The 21396-nt window shown below is 70.1% G+C and carries 17 protein-coding genes; 11 read left to right on the forward strand and 6 right to left on the reverse strand.

Going from position 1 to position 21396, the window contains the following annotated elements; translation table 11 throughout:
- Nucleotides 1-55 precede the first annotated feature (55 nt).
- Nucleotides 56-847, reverse strand: coding sequence for an O-fucosyltransferase family protein (locus AC1RU4_RS05065; RefSeq protein WP_492889937.1), 792 nt, complete (start codon nucleotides 845-847; stop codon nucleotides 56-58).
- A 145-nt stretch (nucleotides 848-992) separates the two neighbouring features.
- Nucleotides 993-3464: a heavy metal translocating P-type ATPase gene (locus tag AC1RU4_RS05070; RefSeq protein WP_492889938.1), complete on the reverse strand. Its 2472-nt coding sequence runs from the start codon at nucleotides 3462-3464 to the stop codon at nucleotides 993-995.
- Between the two features lie 73 nt (nucleotides 3465-3537).
- Here AC1RU4_RS05070 and AC1RU4_RS05075 point away from each other — a divergent pair, with 73 nt between their 5' ends.
- Nucleotides 3538-3813: a metal-sensitive transcriptional regulator gene (locus AC1RU4_RS05075; RefSeq protein WP_492889939.1), complete on the forward strand. Its 276-nt coding sequence runs from the start codon at nucleotides 3538-3540 to the stop codon at nucleotides 3811-3813.
- 6 nt (nucleotides 3814-3819) lie between these two features.
- On the opposite strand, the gene AC1RU4_RS05080 is transcribed toward AC1RU4_RS05075, so the two are convergent.
- On the reverse strand, nucleotides 3820-5079 hold the full coding sequence (locus tag AC1RU4_RS05080; RefSeq protein ID WP_492889940.1) for a glycoside hydrolase family 5 protein: 1260 nt from the start codon (nucleotides 5077-5079) through the stop codon (nucleotides 3820-3822).
- Nucleotides 5080-5264: 185 nt separating this feature from the next.
- Here AC1RU4_RS05080 and AC1RU4_RS05085 point away from each other — a divergent pair, with 185 nt between their 5' ends.
- The 4 genes from AC1RU4_RS05085 to AC1RU4_RS05100 all read left to right on the forward strand — a co-directional run bounded on the left by AC1RU4_RS05085 (nucleotide 5265) and on the right by AC1RU4_RS05100 (nucleotide 9726).
- The gene (locus AC1RU4_RS05085) at nucleotides 5265-6608 is read left to right on the forward strand and encodes a GntT/GntP/DsdX family permease (protein ID WP_492889941.1); all 1344 of its coding nucleotides are present in this window, start codon (nucleotides 5265-5267) and stop codon (nucleotides 6606-6608) included.
- A gap of 20 nt (nucleotides 6609-6628) precedes the next feature.
- A complete protein-coding gene (locus AC1RU4_RS05090) occupies nucleotides 6629-8065 on the forward strand; it encodes a GH1 family beta-glucosidase (protein WP_492889942.1) in 1437 nt (478 codons plus the stop codon).
- 180 nt (nucleotides 8066-8245) lie between these two features.
- Nucleotides 8246-8515, forward strand: coding sequence for an acyl carrier protein (locus AC1RU4_RS05095; protein WP_492889943.1), 270 nt, complete (start codon nucleotides 8246-8248; stop codon nucleotides 8513-8515).
- Nucleotides 8515-9726, forward strand: coding sequence for a beta-ketoacyl-[acyl-carrier-protein] synthase family protein (locus AC1RU4_RS05100; RefSeq protein ID WP_492889944.1), 1212 nt, complete (start codon nucleotides 8515-8517; stop codon nucleotides 9724-9726). Before AC1RU4_RS05095 ends, AC1RU4_RS05100 begins: the two co-directional genes overlap by 1 nt.
- Here AC1RU4_RS05100 and AC1RU4_RS05105 read toward each other — a convergent pair.
- The gene (locus AC1RU4_RS05105) at nucleotides 9714-10706 is read right to left on the reverse strand and encodes a LysR family transcriptional regulator (RefSeq protein ID WP_492889945.1); all 993 of its coding nucleotides are present in this window, start codon (nucleotides 10704-10706) and stop codon (nucleotides 9714-9716) included. The two genes, AC1RU4_RS05100 and AC1RU4_RS05105, sit on opposite strands and share 13 nt — an antisense overlap.
- Before the next feature lie 291 nt (nucleotides 10707-10997).
- Between AC1RU4_RS05105 and AC1RU4_RS05110 the strand changes: the two genes are divergently transcribed.
- The 6 genes from AC1RU4_RS05110 (at nucleotide 10998) to folD (ending at nucleotide 18226) form a co-directional block, all read left to right on the forward strand.
- Nucleotides 10998-12248, forward strand: a complete 1251-nt coding sequence (locus tag AC1RU4_RS05110) for a sarcosine oxidase subunit beta family protein (RefSeq protein ID WP_492889946.1) — start codon at nucleotides 10998-11000, stop codon at nucleotides 12246-12248.
- Between the two features lie 43 nt (nucleotides 12249-12291).
- Nucleotides 12292-12555: a sarcosine oxidase subunit delta gene (locus tag AC1RU4_RS05115; protein ID WP_492889947.1), complete on the forward strand. Its 264-nt coding sequence runs from the start codon at nucleotides 12292-12294 to the stop codon at nucleotides 12553-12555.
- On the forward strand, nucleotides 12552-15524 hold the full coding sequence (locus AC1RU4_RS05120; protein ID WP_492889948.1) for a sarcosine oxidase subunit alpha family protein: 2973 nt from the start codon (nucleotides 12552-12554) through the stop codon (nucleotides 15522-15524). The genes AC1RU4_RS05115 and AC1RU4_RS05120 overlap by 4 nt, the downstream gene beginning before the upstream one ends.
- 195 nt (nucleotides 15525-15719) lie before the next feature.
- Nucleotides 15720-16316 (forward strand): sarcosine oxidase subunit gamma family protein, encoded by a 597-nt coding sequence (locus AC1RU4_RS05125; RefSeq protein WP_492889949.1) that lies wholly within the window; start codon nucleotides 15720-15722, stop codon nucleotides 16314-16316.
- A gap of 124 nt (nucleotides 16317-16440) precedes the next feature.
- Complete coding sequence (gene purU, locus AC1RU4_RS05130) at nucleotides 16441-17325, forward strand: formyltetrahydrofolate deformylase (protein ID WP_492889950.1); 885 nt, start codon at nucleotides 16441-16443, stop codon at nucleotides 17323-17325.
- 28 nt (nucleotides 17326-17353) lie between these two features.
- On the forward strand, nucleotides 17354-18226 hold the full coding sequence (gene folD, locus AC1RU4_RS05135; protein ID WP_492889951.1) for a bifunctional methylenetetrahydrofolate dehydrogenase/methenyltetrahydrofolate cyclohydrolase FolD: 873 nt from the start codon (nucleotides 17354-17356) through the stop codon (nucleotides 18224-18226).
- Nucleotides 18227-18360: 134 nt separating this feature from the next.
- On the opposite strand, the gene AC1RU4_RS05140 is transcribed toward folD, so the two are convergent.
- Together AC1RU4_RS05140 and sthA are read right to left on the reverse strand one after the other, a co-directional pair.
- On the reverse strand, nucleotides 18361-19713 hold the full coding sequence (locus tag AC1RU4_RS05140; protein ID WP_492889952.1) for an MFS transporter: 1353 nt from the start codon (nucleotides 19711-19713) through the stop codon (nucleotides 18361-18363).
- A gap of 210 nt (nucleotides 19714-19923) precedes the next feature.
- Nucleotides 19924-21318 (reverse strand): Si-specific NAD(P)(+) transhydrogenase, encoded by a 1395-nt coding sequence (sthA, locus tag AC1RU4_RS05145; protein ID WP_492889953.1) that lies wholly within the window; start codon nucleotides 21316-21318, stop codon nucleotides 19924-19926.
- Nucleotides 21319-21396: the final 78 nt, after the last annotated feature.

Here is a 21396-nt window from a genome sequence, read left to right on the forward strand (position 1 = left end):
CCCTGCCCGCTCACACCCTGCCTGCTCATGCCCTGCCCGCTCACACCCTGCCTGCTCATGCCCTGATCGAGGGACGCAGCGGATCGGCCGGCGGCGGCAGATCGAAGCGGGCGGCGGCGGCATCTTCCTGCGACATGGCGTGCACGAACTGCACCCGGCGATCGGCCAGCGCCCGAGCCATTTCCGGGAAACTCGACCAGTAGGGCTGAAGCACGAACGACGCGGATGCCAGCAGGTAGAGATCCGCGACGGCGGCCTGGAGACCGACCGGCGCATTGAACACGCCCTTGTCGTCCTGGACGATGACGCGATCGAAGCGCTGCTGGACGGCTTCCCGAGCCTCGGGCGAATCCGTGCTGAGGAAGAAGCCGATGCCGGGAAACCGCTCGACGAGCTCCTGCATCCGGCCGAGATACCATTCGACCGGCGAATGCTGCAGGGTGAGCGCGGGCGCCTGGTGCGCCCGGATCATCATGCCGACATAAGGGGCGGCACCGAGCCCCTTGCTCCATGTCTCGCGCACCCGGCGCTCGACCTCGGGAAGCGGCTTCAGGGCGCGGAACTCCTTGCGCCAGCCGGTCCTGAGCAGCGGATGACGCATCTCGCGCAAGGTCTTGATCCAGACCTGGTCCTCGAGATCGACCGAATCCAGATCGGCAAGATTCTCATCATGGAATTTCAGGTGGGCATTGCGGTCCTTCCAGCTGAAAGCATTGCTGACGCACTGGTAGCGGAAGTCCCACACATCGCAGATATGGGCGCTGAACTTCTCGTTCATCGGCCAGATATAGGTAAACGTCCTCTTCTGCATTTTTGCCAGGGTGAGCGCGCCAAGCAGTGTTCTCATGCGATTACCCAGACCGCCTTCCGTAAAGACGGTCAAAGATCGCGAACCCATATGCCGCTCCACACCACTGGAACACTATCCTTGCCAACTATACGTAGGGCATTTCCGCGCTACAAGGGCGACGCCTGAAGGATAGCCGAGGTCTTCACAGCCGCGCCGCCCTGAGCCGCAGCGCATTGGCGATGACGCTCACCGAGGAGAGCGACATGGCAAGCGCCGCCACCATCGGCGACAGCAGCAGGCCGAACGCGGGATAGAGCACGCCCGCCGCGATCGGCACGCCGGCGGCGTTGTAGACGAAGGCGAAGAACAGGTTCTGCCGGATGTTCGCCATGGTCGCCGCCGACAGCCGCCGCGCCCGCACGATGCCCATCAGGTCGCCCTTGAGCAGCGTCACCCCGGCGCTCTCGATGGCGACGTCGGTGCCGTGGCCCATGGCGATGCCGACATCGGCGCCCGCCAGCGCCGGGGCGTCGTTCACCCCGTCGCCGGCCATGGCGACGACGCGGCCTTCCTTCTTCAGCCGGGCGATCACCTCGGCCTTGTCCTCCGGCGACACCTCCGCCTCGACCTCGGCAATGCCCAGCCGCCTCGCCACCGCCTGCGCGGTGGTGCGGTTGTCGCCGGTGAGCATGACCACGCGCACCCCGTCGGCCGCCAGCGCCTTCAGGGCATCCGGCGTGGTCGCCTTCACCGCGTCGGCGATGGCGAGGATGGCGGCCGGCTTGCCGTTCACCGCGAGATAGATCGCGCTCGCCCCGTCGGCGCGCAGTTCGTCGGCGCGGGCGGCGAGCGGCGCGACGTCGATGCCGTTCTCTTTCAGGAAGCCGGCCGAGCCGATCATCACCCGCTTGCCCTCCACCAGGCCATAGGCGCCCCTGCCGACCGGCGAATCGAAGCCGCGCACCTTGGGAACCTCGATGCCGCGTGCCTTCGCCGCCTCCATGATCGCGTGCGCCAGCGGATGCTCGGACGGCGCCTCGACGGCGGCGGCGAGCCGCAGCGCGCCCTCCGCGTCGAAGCCCTCCGCCGGCTCGATGGCGATGAGGCTCGGCCGGCCTTCGGTGAGGGTGCCGGTCTTGTCGACCACCAGCGTATCGACGGCGGCGAGCCGCTCCAGCGCCTCGGCATTCTTGATCAGCACGCCCATCTGCGCCCCGCGCCCGACCCCGACCATGATCGACATCGGCGTCGCCAGCCCGAGCGCGCAGGGGCAGGCGATGATCAGCACCGCCACCGCCGCGATCAGGCCATGGGCGAATTTCGGGTCCGGCCCGAACATCGCCCAGGCGGCGAAGGCGACCAGCGCGCACAGAACCACCAGCGGCACGAACCAGCCGGCGACGCGGTCGGCGAGGCGCTGGATCGGCGCGCGGGACCGTTGAGCCTCCGCCACCATCTGCACGATGCGCGCCAGCATGGTGTCGCGCCCGACCTTGGTCGCCACCATGGTCAGGCCGCCGGAGCGGTTGAGCGTGCCGCCGATCAGGCCGTCGCCGACATCCTTGGTAACCGGCATGGATTCGCCGGTGACGAGGGATTCGTCGATGGCCGAGCGCCCCTCCGCCACCGTGCCGTCGACCGGCACCTTCTCGCCGGGCCGCACCCGCAGCCGGTCGCCGACGGCGATGGCGTCGAGCGCGATCTCCTCCTCGGAACCGTCGGCGTTCAGGCGTCGCGCAGTCTTGGGCGCAAGGTCGAGCAACGCCTTCAGCGCGCCGGAGGTCTGCTCGCGGGCGCGCAGTTCCAGCACCTGCCCGAGCAGCACCAGCACGGTGATCACCGCCGCCGCCTCGAAATACACCGCCACCGTGCCGTCGGCGGCGCGGAAGGCGGCTGGGAACAGACCGGGGGCCAGCACGGCGACCACGCTGTAGAGCCAGGCGACGCCGGTGCCGAGCGCGATCAGCGTGAACATGTTGAGGTTGCGGGTGACCAGCGACTGCCAGCCGCGCTGGAAGAACGGCCAGCCGGCCCACAGCACCACCGGGGTGGCGAGCGCCAGCTGCAGCCAGTTCGACACGTCCGGCGGCACCAGATGGTGCAGCGCCGGGATCAGGTGCCCACCCATTTCCAGCGCCAAGACCGGCACGGCCAACGCGAGGCCGATCCAGAAGCGCCGCGTCATGTCGATCAGTTCATGGTTCGGCCCGTCGTCGAGGCTGACCAGCATCGGCTCCAGCGCCATGCCGCAGATCGGGCAGGAGCCGGGTCCGATCTGGCGGATCTCCGGGTGCATCGGGCAGGTATATTCGGTGCCCTCCGGCACCGGCTCGGCCGGCGCCTTGTCGCCGAGATATTTCTGCGGGTCGGCGATGAACTTGGTGCGGCAGCCCGGCGCGCAGAAATAATAGGTGACGCCGTTGTGGTCCGCCTTCAGCGTCGCGGTGTGCGGGTCGACATCCATGCCGCAGACCGGGTCCTTCGCCATGTGGGCGGCCGGGGCGGCGCGATGGGCGTGCGCGTCATGGGCGTGCGCATCATGTGCGTGATCGTGCGGATGGGCAGGCGCGGCGGCATGGTCATGATCCTGATGCCCGCCGCAGCACGACTTGCCCTCGCCGTGCCCGTGAGCTGCGTGCCCGTGAGCCGCTTGAACGGGATCGCTGTCAGCCATGGCACCCTCCTTATACCCCCTCAGGGTATCGAACATGCTTGCGATATATACCCCCCAAGGGTATATGACAAGCATGCAGAACGAGACCCGCAGTGCCTGCCTGAAACGCCTCAGCCGCATCGAGGGCCAGGTGCGCGGCCTCTCGCGCATGGTCGAGGACAACCGCTATTGCATCGACATCGTCACCCAGGTGGCGGCGGTGCGGGCGGCGCTGAAGCGGGTGGAGGAAGAGGTGCTGCGCGACCACGTCGCCCATTGCGTCGAGCACGCCATCGCCTCCGGCGACCCGGACGAGCAGCGCCGCAAGATCACCGAGCTGGTGGAGACGCTGGGCAAGGTGAACGGCTGAGCCGCCTCAGGGCGCGTTCAGCCCCAGCGAGGCGACGTAGCCGCGATTGACCTCGGCATTGGCGAAGCGGGCATTGTCGATATAGGCGCGCAGGGTCGCCGCCACCGCCTCGCGCGAGGGCTTCGGCATCCCGTCCCATTGCGCGCGCGGCACCGAGCCGAAGGCGGCGATGGCGTCCCAGCCCTCGGGCTTCCTGATCGACACCACGGTGGAGCGGGAATCGAGGTTCTTGAAGGTCCAGAAGCTCCAGCCGATGCCGAATGTCTCGTTCATCGCCCGATATTTGGCGTTCCACTCGTCGGTGAGCTCGCCGGTCTCGCCGAGGAAGATCGGCACCCCCCAGCGATTGGCGAAGTTGACGTAGTCCTGCACCTCGCGCCGCTCCGGGCTGGCCCAGAACTTGTGGTAGGTGTAGCCGACATTCCGAGTGAAGGGCGGGCCGAACACGCCGAAATTGGTGCTCCACTGCGCCGCCGCCAGGATCACCGGGTGGTTCGGGTCCACGGCGCGGATCGCCTGCGTGATCTCGGCATAGAAGGGTTCGAGGCGCGGATTGAGATAATCCGTGTCGTGATAGGGCGAGATCGGCTCGTTGAGCAGGTCATAGGCCAGCACCGCGGTCTCGTCGCGGTAGCGCGCGGCGATCGCCTGCCACAGCGCGACGGTGCGGCGACGGAATTCCGGCACGTAGAAGGTCAGCGGGTAGCCGACGCCGTCGTCATGGTTCACCCCGGTCTGCCCGCCCGGCGCGGCGTGGATGTCGAGGATCACCTTGATGTCGTGCGCCCTGGCCCAGCCGATGGCGCGGTCGATCAGCGCCCAGCCCTCGCCGTCCGGGTCGACCCGCGCGGGGTCGGCGGGGTCCATGAAGAACTTCCAGTGCAGCGGGATGCGCACGGTGGTGAAGCCGGCCGCCTGCATGAAGGCGAGGTCGTCCTCGCCGATATAGACGTCGCGGAAATCGCGCCAGAACCGCGCCGCCTCCTCCGGGCCGGCGAGGTAGTCGATCACGTCCTCGATCTCGCGCGGCGAGCGCTGCACCTTGAACTTGAACATGTAGCCTTCCGGCAGCAGCCAGTTGCCGAAGCTCATGCCCTTGATGGGAAAGGTGGACCCGTCCGGGTTGACGAAGCGGGTGCCCTCGGCGCGCACGAAGCCGGGCGCCGCGACGGCCGGGGCGCGCGCGTCCGGCACGGCATCCTGGGCGGAAGCCGGCGCGGCGAGCGCAACGAGGGCGGCAAGAAGAACGACGGCGCAGCGGATCATGCGCGGGAAGCTAGAGCATTTCCCGACGGGTGAACATCACCCGATCGACGCCAGCCGCGGCGACGACCGGCGAGCGGGGCGTCGCGCGCCGCCGGCATGCTGCAATGCGATGAGTTGAGGTGACAGCGCCGCCCGCGCGGGCTAATCCAGGGCGTCCCTCCGCATCGCCCCGGCTTCTCCCGCTCATGTCGCTTCCGCCCGTCTCGCTTCAGCAGGCCGCCTTCTTCCTCGTCGCCATCGTCCTCGTCATCGCGCTCACGGCGCGCGGGCGGGTGCTGCCGCCCCTGGCGCTCGTCATCGCCAGTGCCGGCTTCGGCGCGGCGGCGGGCATGTCGACCAGCCATTTCGCCAAGGCGTTCGGCCTCGGCTTCTCGCAGGCGGTGAGCGGGCTCGGCCTCACCGTGCTGACGGCGGCCTTTATCGCCTCCATTGCCGACGCCGCCGGCGCCACCGCCTTCATCAGGGAGAAGGCGCGCGGCTGGCGCAGCCGCTCGGTGCCGCTGGCGCTCGTGGGCCTCGTCGCCGGCATCGCCTCGACGCCGGCCGCCGCCTTCGCCGTGCTCTCGCCGCTGCGCCGGGCGGTCAGCGGCAGCCCGCGCGCGGTGCTGGTGCTGGGCCTCGCGCTTTCCGGCGCGCACGGGCTGCTGCTGCCGGCCCCGGTGATGCTGGCGAGCGCCACCATCCTCGGCGCCGACTGGTCGCTGGTCCTCACCTATGGAATGCCGGTGGCGCTCGTGGTCGTGCTTGCCGGCACGCTGTTCGCCCGCGCCGCCGCCTCCGGCCTGCCGGTGGCCGATGACGGCACGCAGGCGATGAGCGGGGCGAGCCTGCATGCGCCGCGGCGCGCGGCGCTGGCGCTGATCGCGGTCGGCATCGGCCTCGTCGCGCTGCTCGTCGTCCAGTCGCTCGGCGACATCGCCTCCGAACCGCTCGGCGGCGGCTCCAACCGCGAATTCCTGCTGGCGCTGGGCCGCCCGCCGGTGCTGCTGCTGGCCGGCGTGGCGCTGATGCTGGCGCTCAGCTGGCATTGGGAAGAGAACGCCTTCGGCGAGAAGGGCTGGGCCGGCCGTGGGCTGGCGGCCGCCGCCGGGCTGATCATCCTCATCGGCGTCGCCGGCGGGCTGTCGAAGATCGCGCAGGAAACCGGCATGCCGGAGATGAATGCCGAGCGGCTGCTGTCCTGCCGTCCGCCGGGCGCGCTGGCGCTGCTCGTGCCCTTCGCCGTCGCCGCGGTGATGAAGACGCTGCAGGGCTCCTCGCTGGTCGCCGCCATCACCAGCGCCGGCATGATGATGGAGCTCGCCGTCCCGCTCGGCCTCGGCGATCCCACCGGGCGGGCGCTGGCGGCGCTGGCCATCGGCGCCGGCGCGATGACCGCCGCGCATGTCAACGACGCGCTGTTCTGGCTGGTGGCGAGCGCCGGGCGCTTCGATGCCGGCACCGCGCTGGCGCGGTTCTCGCTCGGCACGGTACTCCAGGGCGCAGTAGCGCTGGTCGCCCTGGTCTTGCTACGTTCCGCGCTTCCCTGAGCGTCCCGGAAGGCTGCTTCATGATCCGACGCCGCGATCTTCTGCTGTCCGTTCCCGCCGGCCTCGCCCTGTCGGCGTTTTCGCGTGACCTGCTGCAGGCACAGGCCGTGGCCGAGCCCAAGCTGCCGGCCGGCTTCGTCTGGGGCGCCTCGACCTCGTCCTACCAGATCGAGGGCGCGGTGAACGAGGACGGGCGCGGGCGCTCGATCTGGGACACGTTCTCGCACCAGCCGGGCCGCATCAAGGACGGCAGCAACGGCGATGTCGCCTGCGACCACTACCACCGCTTCGCCGAGGACGTGGAGCTGATGGCGCAGGCCGGCTTCGGCTCCTACCGCTTCTCCATCGCCTGGCCGCGCGTCCAGCCCGCCGGCGCCGGCGCCCCCAACGTGCCGGGCCTCGATTTCTACGACCGGCTGACCGACCGGCTGCTGGCGCGCGGGGTGAAGCCCTTCGCCTGCCTCTATCACTGGGACCTGCCGCAGGCGCTGCAGGACAAGGGCGGCTGGACCGATCGCGACATCGTCCAGCGCTTCGCGGACTATGCGCAGCTGGTGGTGGCCCGCCTCGGCGACCGGGTGCCGCGCTGGGCGATGCTGAACGAGCCCTCGGTGCACGCCATCTTCGGCCATGCCTTCGGCAATCACGCGCCGGGCCTCACCGGCTGGAAGAACTACCTCGCCGCGCAGCACCACATGAACCTCGCGCAGGGCACCGCCATCCGCGCGCTGCGGGCGTCGCACCCGGCTCTCGGCCTCGGCACGGTGTTCTCGCTGCAGCCGGTGCTGCCGGCGACCGACAAGCCCTCGGACGCCGCCGCCGCCGTGCGCTTCGACGCGGCGTGGAACGGCAACAATCTCGACCCGCTGTTCCACGGCCGCTATCCCGAGGTCAGCGCGCCCGACTTCGCGCCGCTGATCAGGGACGGCGACCTCGAGACCATCAAGGTGCCGGTCGACTTCCTCGGGGTGAACTATTACGGCCGCGCCCATGTGGTGGACGATCCGAACGGCGTCATCGCCGACGCCGGCTGGGGTCCGCACCCGCCCGGCACCCAGGTGACCGCCATGGGCTGGCCGATCGAGCCGCACGGCCTCGTCGAGGTGCTGGCCCGGCTGCGCGACGATTACGGCAACCCCGCCAGCTTCGTCACCGAGAACGGCGCCGCCTATGACGACCCGGCGCCGAAGGGCGGGGTGGTGGAGGACCCGCAGCGGGTCGCGTTCCTCCGCGCGCATCTCCTCGCCTGCCAGCAGGCGATCGCCGAGGGCTGCGCGCTCAAGGGCTATTACGTCTGGTCGCTGCTCGACAATTTCGAATGGGCGGAGGGCTACAGCCGGCGCTTCGGCGTGGTGCATGTCGATTTCGCCACGCTGGCGCGCACGCCGAAGGCCTCGCTCGCCTATCTCGCCGCGGTGATGCGCGCCCCGGCCGGCGGGGTCGCCGCAAGCCCGTGAGCGCCCATAAGCCACCCGTGAGCCGCCGCCCGGCCATTGCGCCGCGACGCCGACATGCAAGCGACACATATCTCGGTCAATTGACGCCTATTGCTCGAACCTCCCGGGTTCGTGCTACCTAAACATACCCTTTCAAGGCCTCGCGCCGCCGGCGCGGCGCAAGACAAACCGAGCATTGGCATGCAGACAGACGACCCCGCCGTCGCCGACATCGTCGAGTTCATCTCCGCCGAGGTGGGCGTCGATTCCAGCCTGCTCACGCCGGATACCCCGGTGTCGGAGCTCGGCATCTCCTCGCTCGACCTCATCGAGACCATCTTCAAGCTGGAGACCCGCTTCGGCATCGAGATCCCCAATGACGGCCCGCTCAACGGCACCGACGTCACCGTCGGCACGCTGGTCGAGCATGTCGCGACGCTGCTGCGCGCCAAGCAGGCCGGCGCCGCCTGATGGCGCGCGTCGCGATCACCGGGCTCGGCTCGCTCTCCGCGCTCGGCAATGATGTCGCCGCCCATCTGGCGGGGCTGCGCGCGGGCACCGTCGGCATCGGCGAGACGCAGGGCGTCGACGTCTCCACCATGAAGACCAGGATCTCCGCCGAGGTTCGCGGCTTCGTGCCGGAGCAACATTTCGAGCCGCGCCAGCTCGGGCTCGTCGATCGCACCGCGCAATTCGCCGTGGTCGTCGCCCGCCAGGCGCTGGCCGATGCCGGCCCGGCGCTGGAGGGCGTGGCGCGCCACCGCGCCGGCGCCATCTTCGCCGCCTCGGTCGGCTTCCACGCCGTCGACGACAGCTACCGCAAGCTCTATGCCGACAAGGCGCCGCGCCCGCACCCGTTCACGGTGCCGCGCGCCATGCCGAGCGGGCAGGTGAGCCATGTCACCATGGATCTCGGCATCCACGGCCCCGCCTTCTCCATCGCCTCGGCCTGCTCCTCGGCCTCCCATGCCGTCGGCACCGCGTTTCACATGATCCGCTCCGGCATGCTGGACGTCGCCATCGCCGGCGGCGGCGAATCGCAGCTGACCTACGGCATGCTGAAGAGCTGGGAAGCCCTGCGGGTGCTCGCCCCGGATGGCTGCCGTCCGTTCTCCAAGGATCGCGGCGGTCTCGTCATCGGCGAGGGCGCCGGCGCGGTGGTGCTGGAGAACATGGAGCGCGCCGTCGCTCGCGGCGCCGTCATCCATGGCGAGATGATCGGCTTCGGCATGAGCGCCGACGGCATGGACATCACCGCCCCCGACATGGCGAGCGCGGCGGCCTCCATGCGCTTCGCGCTGGAGGATGCCGGCGTCGCGCCGGACCGGGTCGACTATGTGAGCGCCCACGGCACCGCCACGGTGCTGAACGACAGGACCGAGACGGCAGCGCTGCGCCAGGTGTTCGGCGACCGCCTCGGCAAGCTGCCCGTCTCCTCGTCGAAATCGCAGTACGGCCATACGATGAACGCCTCGGGCGCGCTCGACCTCGTCACCACGGTTCTCGCCCTGCGCGAAGGCTTCCTGCCGCCGACCATGGGCTATCGCGAATTCGACCCCGACTGCGACATCGACTGCGTGCCGAACGCGGCGCGCGCCGGCTCGCCGGAGATCGCCATCTCCTCCAGCTTCGCCTTTGGCGGCCTCAACGCCGTGCTGGCGCTGCGCCGCTACGACGGCTGAGAACCGGCCTCCTCGACGCGGATCCGCCCGGCGATCTCCGCCCCGACGAGGCGCTCCAGCGCCGGCGCCAGCCCCGCCAGCCGCGCCCGGCAGAAGGCGGCGATCTCGCGCGGCAGCCGGCCGAGCTCCTGCCGCCGGGCGATCAGCGTGAGATGGCGGGCGACCGCCGGGCCGGGCATCGGCCGGCAGGCGAGGCCGTCCATCGGCAGCGCCGCCTCCATGACGCAGAGCGGGGTGGTGACGGCGAAGCCGCCGCCGGCCGCCACGCTCGCGGTCACCCCGTAGGGCGTGTCGAATTCCAGCCGGCGCGGCAGGTCGAGCCGCAGCCGCCGCAGGTGCCGCTCCACCTCCATGCCGGTCTTGGAGCGGGCGGAGAAGCGCACCAGCGGCAGCCTTTCCGCCAGCTCGACGAGATCGGCCGCCCGCGCCGGGGCGGGAAGGCCCGCCGGCATCAGCAGCACATAGGGCTCGGAGAACAGCGGCCAGCGCTCCAGCCCCTCGATCTCGTCGAGATCGTCGGCCCCGACCAGAAGGTCGAGCTGGCGGGTGAGCAGCGCGCCGGCATGCGAGGCGGTGAGGCCGGACAGCACCGAGGCCTGCTCGGCCATCTCGTTGAGCTTGCCGGCCAGCGGCGCCATCAGCGCCCGCGACAGCGAATCGACGAGGCCGGCGCGCAGCAGCGGCAGCCTCGCATGCTCGGCCTCGCGCAGCAGCGGCGCGATCTGCCGGGCTTCGGAGATCAGCGCGCTCGCCCGCTGGCGCAGCGCGCCGCCGGCGGCGGTGAGCGCCAGCGGGCGGGCGCCGCGGTCGAACAGGCCGACGCCGATGCGCCGCTCCAGCTCGGCCACCGCCTGCGACACCGCCGGCTGGGTGAGGAACAGCCGCCGCGCCGCCTCCGCCATGGTGCCGGCGTCGCAGACCGCGAGGAAGATTTCGAGGCCGCGCAGGTCGAAGGGCAGCGTGTCGGGGATGGGGGGCATGGCGTTGCTTTGCTCTCGCCAACATGACGGCTACCGACACCGTACAGGATCAACAGTTTGGGCGGCCGGTCCCCGCCTCCGTGAGAACACCGTCATCCTGAGGTGCCCGGCCACCGGCCGGGCCTCGGAGGATGGCCGCCCGATGCGCTCAAGACCCATCCTTCGAGGCTCGCTCCGCTCGCACCCCAGGATGACGGTGCATCTACGGGAGATGCACTATAAGCAAAACTTATATTACAACCAGCATCCGCACGCTCTATAGCTTCCTGCACAGAGCAAGCGAGCCGCCTGATGCGCTATTCCTTCCTCAGCCTTCTCCGCAACGGATTTTCCGGCCAGTCGAGCTGGAAGCCGGCCTGGCGCGATGCCAGCCCCAGGCCCGCCTATGACGTGATCATCGTCGGCGGCGGCGGCCACGGGCTCGCCACCGCCTTCTACCTCGCCAGCGAGCACGGCATCCGCAATATCGCGGTGATCGAGAAGGGCCATGTCGGCTCGGGCAATGCCGGGCGGAACACCACCATCATCCGCTCCAACTATCTGCTGCCCGGCAACGAGCCGTTCTACGAATGGTCGATGAAGCTGTGGGAGGGGCTGGAGCAGGCGCTGAACTACAACGCCATGGTCAGCCAGCGTGGCGTGCTCAACCTCTACCATTCCGATGCCCAGCGCGACGCCTATGCGCGGCGCGGCAACGCCATGCGGCTCGCCGGCGCCGATGGCGAACTGCTCGATAAGGAGCAGGTGCGGGCGATGTACCCGTTCCTCAACTTCGACAATGCGCGCTTCCCCATCCAGGGCGGGCTGCTGCAGAAGCGCGGCGGCACCGCCCGCCACGACGCGGTGGTGTGGGGCTATGCCCGCGCCGCCGACCGGCTCGGCGTCGACATCATCCAGAACTGCGAGGTGACGGGCTTCCTCACCGCGGGCGACACCGTCACCGGCGTCGAGACCACGCGCGGGCCGATCCGCGCCGGCAAGGTCGGGCTGGCGGTGGCCGGTTCCTCCTCGCGCCTCGCCCGGCATGCCGGGCTCAGGCTGCCGATGGAGAGCCACGTGCTGCAGGCCTTCGTCTCCGAGGGGCTGAAGCCGCTGGTCGACGGGGTCGTCACCTTCGGCGCCGGGCATTTCTACATCAGCCAGTCCGACAAGGGCGGCCTGGTGTTCGGCGGCGACATCGACGGCTACAATTCCTACGCCCAGCGCGGCAACCTGCCGGTGGTCGAGGACGTCGCCGAGAGCGGCATGGCGCTGATGCCGCGCATCGGCCGGCTGCGGCTGCTGCGCATGTGGGGCGGCATCATGGACATGTCGATGGACGGCTCGCCGATCATCGACCGCACGCCGCGGCCCGGCCTCTATCTCAATTCCGGCTGGTGCTATGGCGGCTTCAAGGCGACGCCGGCCTCGGGCTGGTGCTTCGCGCACCTGCTGGCGACCGACGACCCGCACGCCACCGCGGCGGCCTATCGCCTCGATCGCTTCCGCACCGGTCATCTCATCGACGAAAAGGGAGTCGGCGCCCAGCCGAACCTGCACTGATGACGCACGCTCTCCCCTTCACCGCCGCAGGAAACGGCTTCTGATGCGCATCCCCTGCCCCTATTGCGGCGCGCGCGACGCGCATGAATTCGCCTATCTCGGCGACGCCACGGTGAGCCGCCCCGACCCGGCGGCGCCGGATGCGGCCGACCAGTTCCACGATTACGTCTATCTGCGCGACAACCCGGCCGGCGCGCATTCCGAGTGGTGGTACCATTCCGCCGGTTGCCGGCGCTGGGTGAAGGTTGAGCGCGACACCACCACCCATGCCGTCGCCGGCGCCGAACTGGCGGGGGGCGCCCGATGAGCCGGCTCGCGAAAGGCGGCCTCGTCGACCGCGCCCGCCCGCTCTCGTTCGCCTTCGACGGCAAGGCCCACACCGGTCTCGCCGGCGACACGCTGGCCTCGGCGCTGCTGGCGAACGGGGTGCGCCTCGTCGGCCGCTCGTTCAAATATCACCGCCCGCGCGGCATCTTCTCGGCCGGGCCGGAGGAGCCGAACGCCCTCGTCGAGCTGCGCTCCGGCGCCCGCCGCGAGCCCGATACCCGCGCCACCGTGGTCGAGCTGTTCGACGGGCTGGAGGCGTCGAGCCAGAACCGCTGGCCCTCGCTGGCGCTGGACGCGCTCAGCCTCAACGGCCTCGTCGCGCCCTTCCTCGGCGCGGGCTTCTACTACAAGACCTTCATGTGGCCGGCGAGCTTCTGGGAGAAGGTCTACGAGCCCGCGATCCGCCGCGCCGCCGGCCTCGGCCGCGCCGCCGAGGGCGACGACCCCGACGCTTACGAGAAGGCCAACGCGTTCTGCGACGTGCTGGTCGTCGGCGCCGGCCCGGCCGGGCTGATGGCAGCGCTGGCGGCCGGCCGCGCCGGCGCCCGCGTCATCCTCGCCGACGAGGACTTCCTGCCCGGCGGCCGGCTGAACGCGGAGATCGCCGAGATCGACGGCATGCCGTCGAAGGACTGGGCGGCGCGGACCGTCGCCGAGCTGGCGGGCCTGCCCAATGTCCGCCTGATGACCCGCACCACCGTGTTCGGGGTCTATGACGGCGAATATGGCGCGGTGGAGCGGGTGTCCGACCACCTGCCCGTTCCCGCGCCGTTCCAGCCGCGCCAGCGCCTGTGGCGCATCGCGGCCCGGCGCGCCGTGCTCTGCGCCGGCGCCACCGAGCGGCCGATCGTGTTCGGCGGCAACGACCGGCCGGGCGTCATGCTCGCCGGTGCCGCCCTCACCTATGCCAATCGCTACGGCGTGGCGGCGGGAAACAACATCGCCGTCTTCGCCAACAACGATTCCGCTTGGGCCTCGGCCTTCGACATGAAGGCGGCCGGCGTCAATGTCGCCACGCTCATCGACATACGCGACGAGATCGCGCCGGCGCTGACGGAGCGCGCGGATGCGCTCGGCATCCACACCCTGCTCGACACCCAGGTCGTCGGCACCGCGGGACGGCGGATCGGCGGCGCGCTCACCCGCCTCGCCCTGCGCGTCGGAGGCTACCGCGACACCGTGGATGCCGACACGCTCGCCATGTCCGGCGGCTGGTCGCCGAACCTGCATCTCACCTGCCACCATGGCGGCAAGCCGGTGTGGAACCCCGACATCGCCGCCTTCGTGCCCGGCCGCACCCCGCCGGGAATGGCGGTGGCCGGCGCGGCGGCCGGCACGTTCGAGCTCCGGCGCATCCTTGCCGACGGCGCGCATCGCGGCGCCGAGGCCGCCGCCGATCTCGGCTTCGCCACCGCGGCGCCCCATGTGCCCCGCACCGAGGACACCCCGCACGCCATCACCGCCTTCTGGCAGGTCGACGGCTCGAAGGGGCCGGCCTTCGTCGACCAGCAGAACGACGTCACCACCAAGGACATCGCCATCGCCTGGGAGGAAGGCTTCCGCTCGGTCGAGCTGATGAAGCGCTACACCACGCTCGGCATGGCGACCGACCAGGGCCGCACCTCCAACGTCGCCGGCCTCGCCATCATGGGCGAGCTGACCGGCGCCGGCATTGCCGAGACCGGCACCACCATCTTCCGCCCGCCCTATACGCCGGTGTCGCTCGGCGCGCTGGCCGGCCATCATCGGGGCAAGGACTTCCGCCCCACCCGGCTGACCCCCACCCATGACTGGGCGGTCGAGCAGGGCGCCGTCTTCGTCGAGACCGGCGCGTGGCTGCGCGCGCAATATTTCCCGCAGGCGGGCGAGACGAACTGGCTGCAAACGGTGAACCGCGAGGTGAAGGCGGTGCGCGCCTCGGTCGGCCTGATCGACGTGTCGACCTTCGGCAAGATCGACCTTCAGGGCGCGGATGCCGGCGCCTTCCTCGACCGGGTCTATATCAACACCTTCTCGACGCTGGCCGTCGGCAAGGCGCGCTACGGCGTCATGCTGCGCGAGGACGGCATGGTGATGGATGACGGCACCACCGCCCGGCTGGCGCCCGAGCACTATGTGATGACCACCACCACCGCCAATGCCGCCAAGGTCTACCAGCACCTCGAATTCTGCCTGCAGGTGCTGTGGCCGGAACTGGAGGTGACGCTGGCCTCGGTCTCCGAGCAATGGGCGCAGATCGCCGTTGCCGGGCCGCGCTCGCGCGAGGTGCTCGCGCGGGTGGTGGACGCGGGTATCGACGTCTCCAATGCCGGCCTGCCCTTCATGGGCGCCATCGAGGCCGGCGTGATGGGCGGGGTGAAGGCGCGGCTGTTCCGCCTCTCCTTCTCCGGCGAGCTCGGCTTCGAGATCGCGGTGCCGGCCCGCCACGGCGCGGCGCTGGCGCGGGCGCTGATGGCGGCCGGCGCCGAATTCGGCATCACGCCCTATGGCACCGAGGCGCTCGGCGTCATGCGCATCGAGAAGGGGCATGTCTCCGGCAACGAGCTTTCCGGCCAGACCACCGCCGGCGATCTCGGCTTCGGGCGCATGGCCTCGAAGAAGAAGGACCATATCGGCCGCGTCATGGCGCAGCGCCCCGGCCTTGCCGACCCGGACCGGCCGAGCTTTGTCGGCTTCCGGCCGGTGGACCGCTCGCAACGCCTCCGCGCGGGCGCGCATTTCCTTTCCCCCGGCAAGCCGGCCGATACCGCCCATGACGAGGGCTACATGACCTCGGTGGCCTATTCGCCGCATCTCGGCCACTGGATCGGCCTCGGCCTGCTGAAGAACGGGCCGGAGCGCATCGGCCATCGCGTGCGCGCCTACGATCCGATACGCGGCGGCGATTTCGAGGTGGAGGTCTGCTCGCCCGGCTTCATCGACCCGGACGGGGAGCGGCTGCGTGGCTGATCTCGCGTTGAAAACGATGCCGGGCAGGGCCGGCGTGCCTCGAAACGCGGGGCTGCGCCCCGCTCTCCGACGACGGCTCCCTGCTTGCCTCTCCCCGACGGGGAGAGGGAGCCTGGCGCTCCTGCCGTACGCACCCGACCTTCCGTGCGAGGAAGACATGCCTCATTCCCTCCCCGCCGCATGGAGGCCGGCCCGATGACCTCAGCGCTCGACAGCATCCCGGTGACGACGATGCCGCCGGACGGCCATTACGGCCCGGCCGGCATGCTCGGCGTCACCGCCCGCTTCTTCGACATGCCCGGCATCGCCACGCTCGCCGCACGGCGCGGCAAGGGGGCGGCGCTGGCGGATGCCGGCCGCGCCGCCCTCGGCCTCGACCTCGCCGACGGGCCGCGGCTCTCACGGGCGGGCGACCTGACGGCGGTCGGCACCGGGCCGGGCCGCTGGCTGCTGCTCGCCGACACGCCGGGCGATCTTGCCGCCCGCCTCGCCCCGCTCGCCGCCCATGCCGCCATCACCGAGCAGACCGACGCCTATGTCGCGGTCGAATTGTCCGGCGCGCATGCGCGGGACCTGCTGGCCAAGGGCGCGACCATCGATCTCGACCCCGCCGCCTTCCCGGCCGGGGCGGCGGCGACCACCGCCATCGCCCATGTCGGCGTCACCCTGTGGCGTCCGGGCGAGGCGTCCGCCTACCGTTTCCTGGTCGGGCGCAGCTATCGCATCGCCTTTGCCCGCTTCCTCGCGGCTTCCGGCGCGGAATTCGGCCTCGATCTGGTCCATCGAGGTTGATGGCGGCGTGCCGCGCGCTTCCCTCAACCCCGCATCTCCCCTAAAACCCGCGCCGAACCGCCCCCGCCCGACCCCGCGTGCCCTGCGCCGCCGGGCGGCGGCCGACGCCCCGACGAGAACCGCCATGCCCGACGCCGCCAACAGCTACATTCTCACCCTCTCCTGCCCGGACCGCCCCGGCATCGTCGCCGGCGTCGCCAATTTCCTGTTCGAGCACGGCTGCAACATCCTCGAGGCGCAGCAATTCGACGATGTCGAGAGCGGCCGCTTCTTCATGCGCGTCTCCTTCGAGCGCGTCGCCGGCCACCCGACCGCCGAGTTCGGCACGCTGGAGAGCCTGACCGCTGGGTTCGGCGCGGTGGCGGAAACCTTCAGCCTCGACTGGCAGATGCGCCCGCGTTCGCGCAAGCGCCGGGTGATGCTGCTGGTCTCCAAGTTCGACCATTGCCTCGCCGACCTGCTCTATCGCTGGCGCATCGGCGAGATCCCGATGGAGATCACCGCCATCGCCGCCAATTACCCGCGCGAGACCTATGCGCATCTCGATTTCGACGGCATCCCGTTCCATTACCTGCCGGTCGCCAAGGCGACCAAGATGGAGCAGGAGGCCCAGCTCTGGGAGCTGTTCCAGAAGACCGGCTCGGAAGTCGCGGTGCTCGCGCGCTACATGCAGGTGCTGTCGGACGGCCTGTCGGCCAAGCTGTCCGGCCGCTGCATCAATATCCACCATTCGTTCCTGCCCGGCTTCAAGGGCGCCAAGCCCTATCACCAGGCGCATGTGCGCGGGGTGAAGCTGATCGGCGCCACCGCGCATTACGTCACCTCCGACCTCGACGAGGGCCCGATCATCGAGCAGGACGTCGAGCGGATCACCCATCAGGATTCCGCCGAGGACCTGGTGCGCAAGGGCCGCGACATCGAGCGCCGGGTGCTCGCCCGCGCGCTCGCCTGGCATCTCGACGACCGGGTGCTGGTGAACGGCCACAAGACCGTCGTGTTCCGCGACTGATCGTTTGAGTATCCCTGGGGAGGACAGCATGGTCGACACCCGCCTCATCGACGGCAAGGCCTTCGCGCAGGAGATGCGCGCCCGCCTCAAGGGCGAGGTCGCCGATTTCACCGCCGCCACCGGCGTCACGCCGGGCCTGGCGGTGGTGCTGGTGGGGGAGGATCCCGCCAGCGCGGTCTATGTCCGCAACAAGGGCAGGCAGACCGTCGAGGCCGGCATGGCCTCCATCGAGCACAGGCTGCCGGCCTCGGTCGCCGAGGGCGAGCTGCTGGCGCTGGTCACCGCGCTGAACGGCGATCCGGCGGTGCACGGCATCCTCGTCCAGCTTCCGCTGCCCGCCCATATCGACGCGCAGAAGGTGCTCGCCACCATCGATCCGGCCAAGGATGTCGACGGCTTCCATGTGGTGAATGCCGGCCGGCTCGCGGTGGGGCTCGACGCGCTGGTGCCCTGCACCCCGCTCGGCTGCGTGATGCTGCTGAAGCACCATCTCGGCAGCCTCGCAGGAGCGCGCGCGGTGGTGGTCGGCCGCTCGAACATCGTCGGCAAGCCGCTGGCGCAATTGCTGCTTCGCGAGGACTGCACCGTCACCATCGCCCATTCGCGCACCCGCGACCTGCCGGAGGAATGCCGGCGGGCCGATATCCTGATCGGCGCGGTCGGGCGGCCGGAGATGATCCGCGGCGCCTGGATCAAGCCGGGCGCGACGGTGATCGATGTCGGCATCAACCGGGTGGAGAAGCCCGACGGCGGAACGAAACTGGTCGGCGACGTCGCCTTCGTCGAGGCGCAGGGCATTGCCGGGCTGATCACCCCGGTGCCGGGCGGCGTCGGCCCGATGACCATCGCCTGCCTGCTGCAGAACACGCTGACCGCCGCGCGGCGACAGGTGGGAGCGTAAGTGGGGCCAAGCTCCCTCTCCCCAATGGGGAGCGGGAAAGGGACGGGGTCCCTACTGCGAGCTCCCTCCGCCAATGCGAAAACGCCCGCGACGGCCTCCCGTCGCGGGCGTTCCGCGTTTGGCGGGCGGGTGCCTCAGCGCTCGATGTCGACGTCCTTGGTCTCCGGGCCCAGCAGCAGCGCGACCAGCGTGATGAAGGCCATGGAGGAAAGGTAGATGCCGACCCAGAACGGCGAGCCATTGCCGTAGCGCCACAGCGCCACCGCGATGAACGGCGCCACCGCCGCGCCGAGGATGGAGGACACGTTGTAGGCGATGCCCGAGCCGGTGTAGCGCACATTGGCCGGGAACAGCTCCGGCAGCAGCGCGCCCATCGGCCCGAAGGTCATGCCCATCAGCGTGAAGCCGAGGATCAGCCATGCCATCACCCCGGCCGGGCCGGCGGCCAGCATCGGCACCCAGAGGAAGCCGAAGGCGACGATGCCGAGCGTGATGCAGACCAGCGTGCGGCGGCGGCCCCAGCGGTCGGCCCACGGGCCCGACAGCAGGGTGAAGATGCCGAAGAACACCACGCCGACGATCATCATCAGCACGAAGGTGCGATAGTCGTAGCCGAGGCCCGGCACCGGTCCGCCGGGCGCGGCGCGGCCATAGCTGAGCGAGAAGGTGGTCATCAGGTAGAACAGCACATAGGTCGCCAGCATGTAGAAGGTGCCGAGCACGATCTCCTTGAAATGGCTCCTGAAAGCGGTCGCCAGCGGCAGGCGCCTCACCTGGCCCTTCTTCACCGTCTTCTCGAAGGCGGCGCTCTCGACGAGGTTGAGGCGCACCCACAGGCCGACGATGACCATCACCACCGAGAACAGGAACGGGATGCGCCAGCCCCAGTCGAGGAAGGCGAGCGACGGCCGCGAGGGATCGTCGGAGGGCATCAGCGCCGCAATGACCAGGAACAGGCCGTTGGCGACGATGAAGCCGAGCGGCGCGCCGAGCTGCGGGAAGGTGCCGTAGACCGCGCGCTTGCCGGCCGGCGCGTTCTCGGTGGCGACCAGCGCCGCGCCGCTCCACTCGCCGCCGAGCGCGAAGCCCTGGGCGAGGCGCAGCACGACGAGCAGCGCCGGGGCGATCCAGCCGGCCATCGCATAGGTCGGCAGCAGGCCGATGAGGAAAGTGGCGACGCCCATGGTCAGCAGCGCGCCGACCAGCGTCGCCTTGCGGCCGCGCTTGTCGCCGAGATGGCCGAAGAAGATCGCGCCGAGCGGACGCGCCACCATCGCCGCGCCGAAGATGGCGAGCGAGGCGAGCAGCGCCACGGTGTCGTCGCCGGCGGGGAAGAACAGGTGCGGGAACACCAGCACCGCCGCGGTGGCGTAGACGTAGAAGTCGTAGAACTCGATCGTGGTGCCGATCAGGCTGGCGAGGATGACGCGGGAGCGCGGATTGGCGACGGCAGGCTCGGCGCGCGCCGCGGTAGTGGCAAAAGACATCGTCGATGAGGCTCCGTGGGTGGCGCGGCCGCTCCCAGGGGCGACGGCGCCAACGAAAGCGCGGCGGGGCCGTGACGGCCCAGGCCCGCGCGCGATTGGCGCCCGTCATATACCGAGCCGGCGGCGGAATGAACCGCTCTTGTCGCCGGCTTTATAATTCTATGGTCGTATATGCGGTGACGCGCGACATATTCTTTCGCGCCACCGGCATCACGCCCGCGCCATCCGGTTCCAGGCGTCGAGACCGGCGATCTTGTAGGCCTCGGCGAGCGTCGGGTAGTTGAAGGTGTTCTCGATGAAATAGTCGATGGTGCCCTTCAGGTTCAGCACCGCCTGGCCGATATGGATGAGCTCCGTGGCTCCCTCGCCGACAATGTGCACGCCGAGCAGGCGCCGGGTCTTCACCGAGAAGATCATCTTCATCATCCCGTTGTTCAGGCCCATGATGTGGCCGCGCGAGGTCTCGCGGAAGCGGGCTATGCCGCATTCATAGGGAATCTCGCGCCGGCGCACCTCCTCCTCGCTCATGCCCACCGTCGACATTTCCGGCACCGAATAGATGCCATAGGGGAAGAATTCCGGCGGCGGCGGCGGCTCCAGTCCGAAGGCATGGCAGGCGGCGACGCGGCCCTGCTCCATCGAGGTCGAGGCGAGGCTGGGAAAGCCGATGACGTCGCCGGCGGCATAGATATGCGGCACCGCGGTCTGCAGCGTCTTCGGGTCGACGGTGATGCGCCCGCGATGGTCGACCGCCAGCCCCGCCGCCTCCAGGTTGAGCGTATCCGTCGCCCCGACCCGGCCGGCGGCGAACAGCAGCATGTCGCTCGTCACCGTGCGGCCGTCGGCGAGCTTGCAGTTCGGGCGGCCGTCATTGCCGAGCTGGATGGAGGCCACCGCCGAGCCGAACCGCAGCGCCACGTTGCGGTCGCGCAGCTCGTGGACGAATTCCTCGATCAGCTCCTTGTCGATGAAGTCGAGGAAGCTGGAGCGCGGCTCGATCAGCGTCACCTGCACGTCGAGCGCGCTGAAGATGGTGGCATATTCGACGCCGATCACGCCGGCGCCGATCACCGCCAGGCTGCGCGGCAGGCGGGGCAGCTCGACGATCTCGTCGCTGTCGAAGACGTTGTTGCCGTTGAACGGCACGTAGTCCGGCCGGAACGGGCGGGTGCCGACGGCGATCAGCACATGCGCGCCGGAGACGGTGGTGTGCTCGCCGGTCTCGTTGGTGATCTCCACGGAGTGCGGCGACACGAAACGCGCCTCGCCGCGGGCGGTCTTCACGCCGTTGCGGCTGAACTGGTGTTCGAGCACCTCGACCTCATGGTCGAGCGTCTTGTGCAGCCGCGCCATGAGGTCGGCGGCGCCGATATCCTGCTTCACCCGGTAGGCGCGGCCGTAGAAGCCGCGCTCGCGCCAGCCGGACAGGTTGAGCACCGTCTCGCGCAGCGTCTTGGAGGGGATGGTGCCGGTATGCACCGAAACGCCGCCGACGCGCCGGCCCTTCTCGATCACCAGCACCGACTTGCCGATCTTGGCAGCCTGCACGGCGGCGCGGCGGCCGGAAGGGCCGCTGCCGATGACGATCAGCTCAAAATCATGCATAGCTTGCCGGCCACTCGCTGTCGGAACCCTCATGGCCGACCGATGCACGATGAATGCCAAGACGGTATGACGCTCCCG

Source organism: Ancylobacter sp. GW821-FHT10E12, assembly GCF_058809335.1.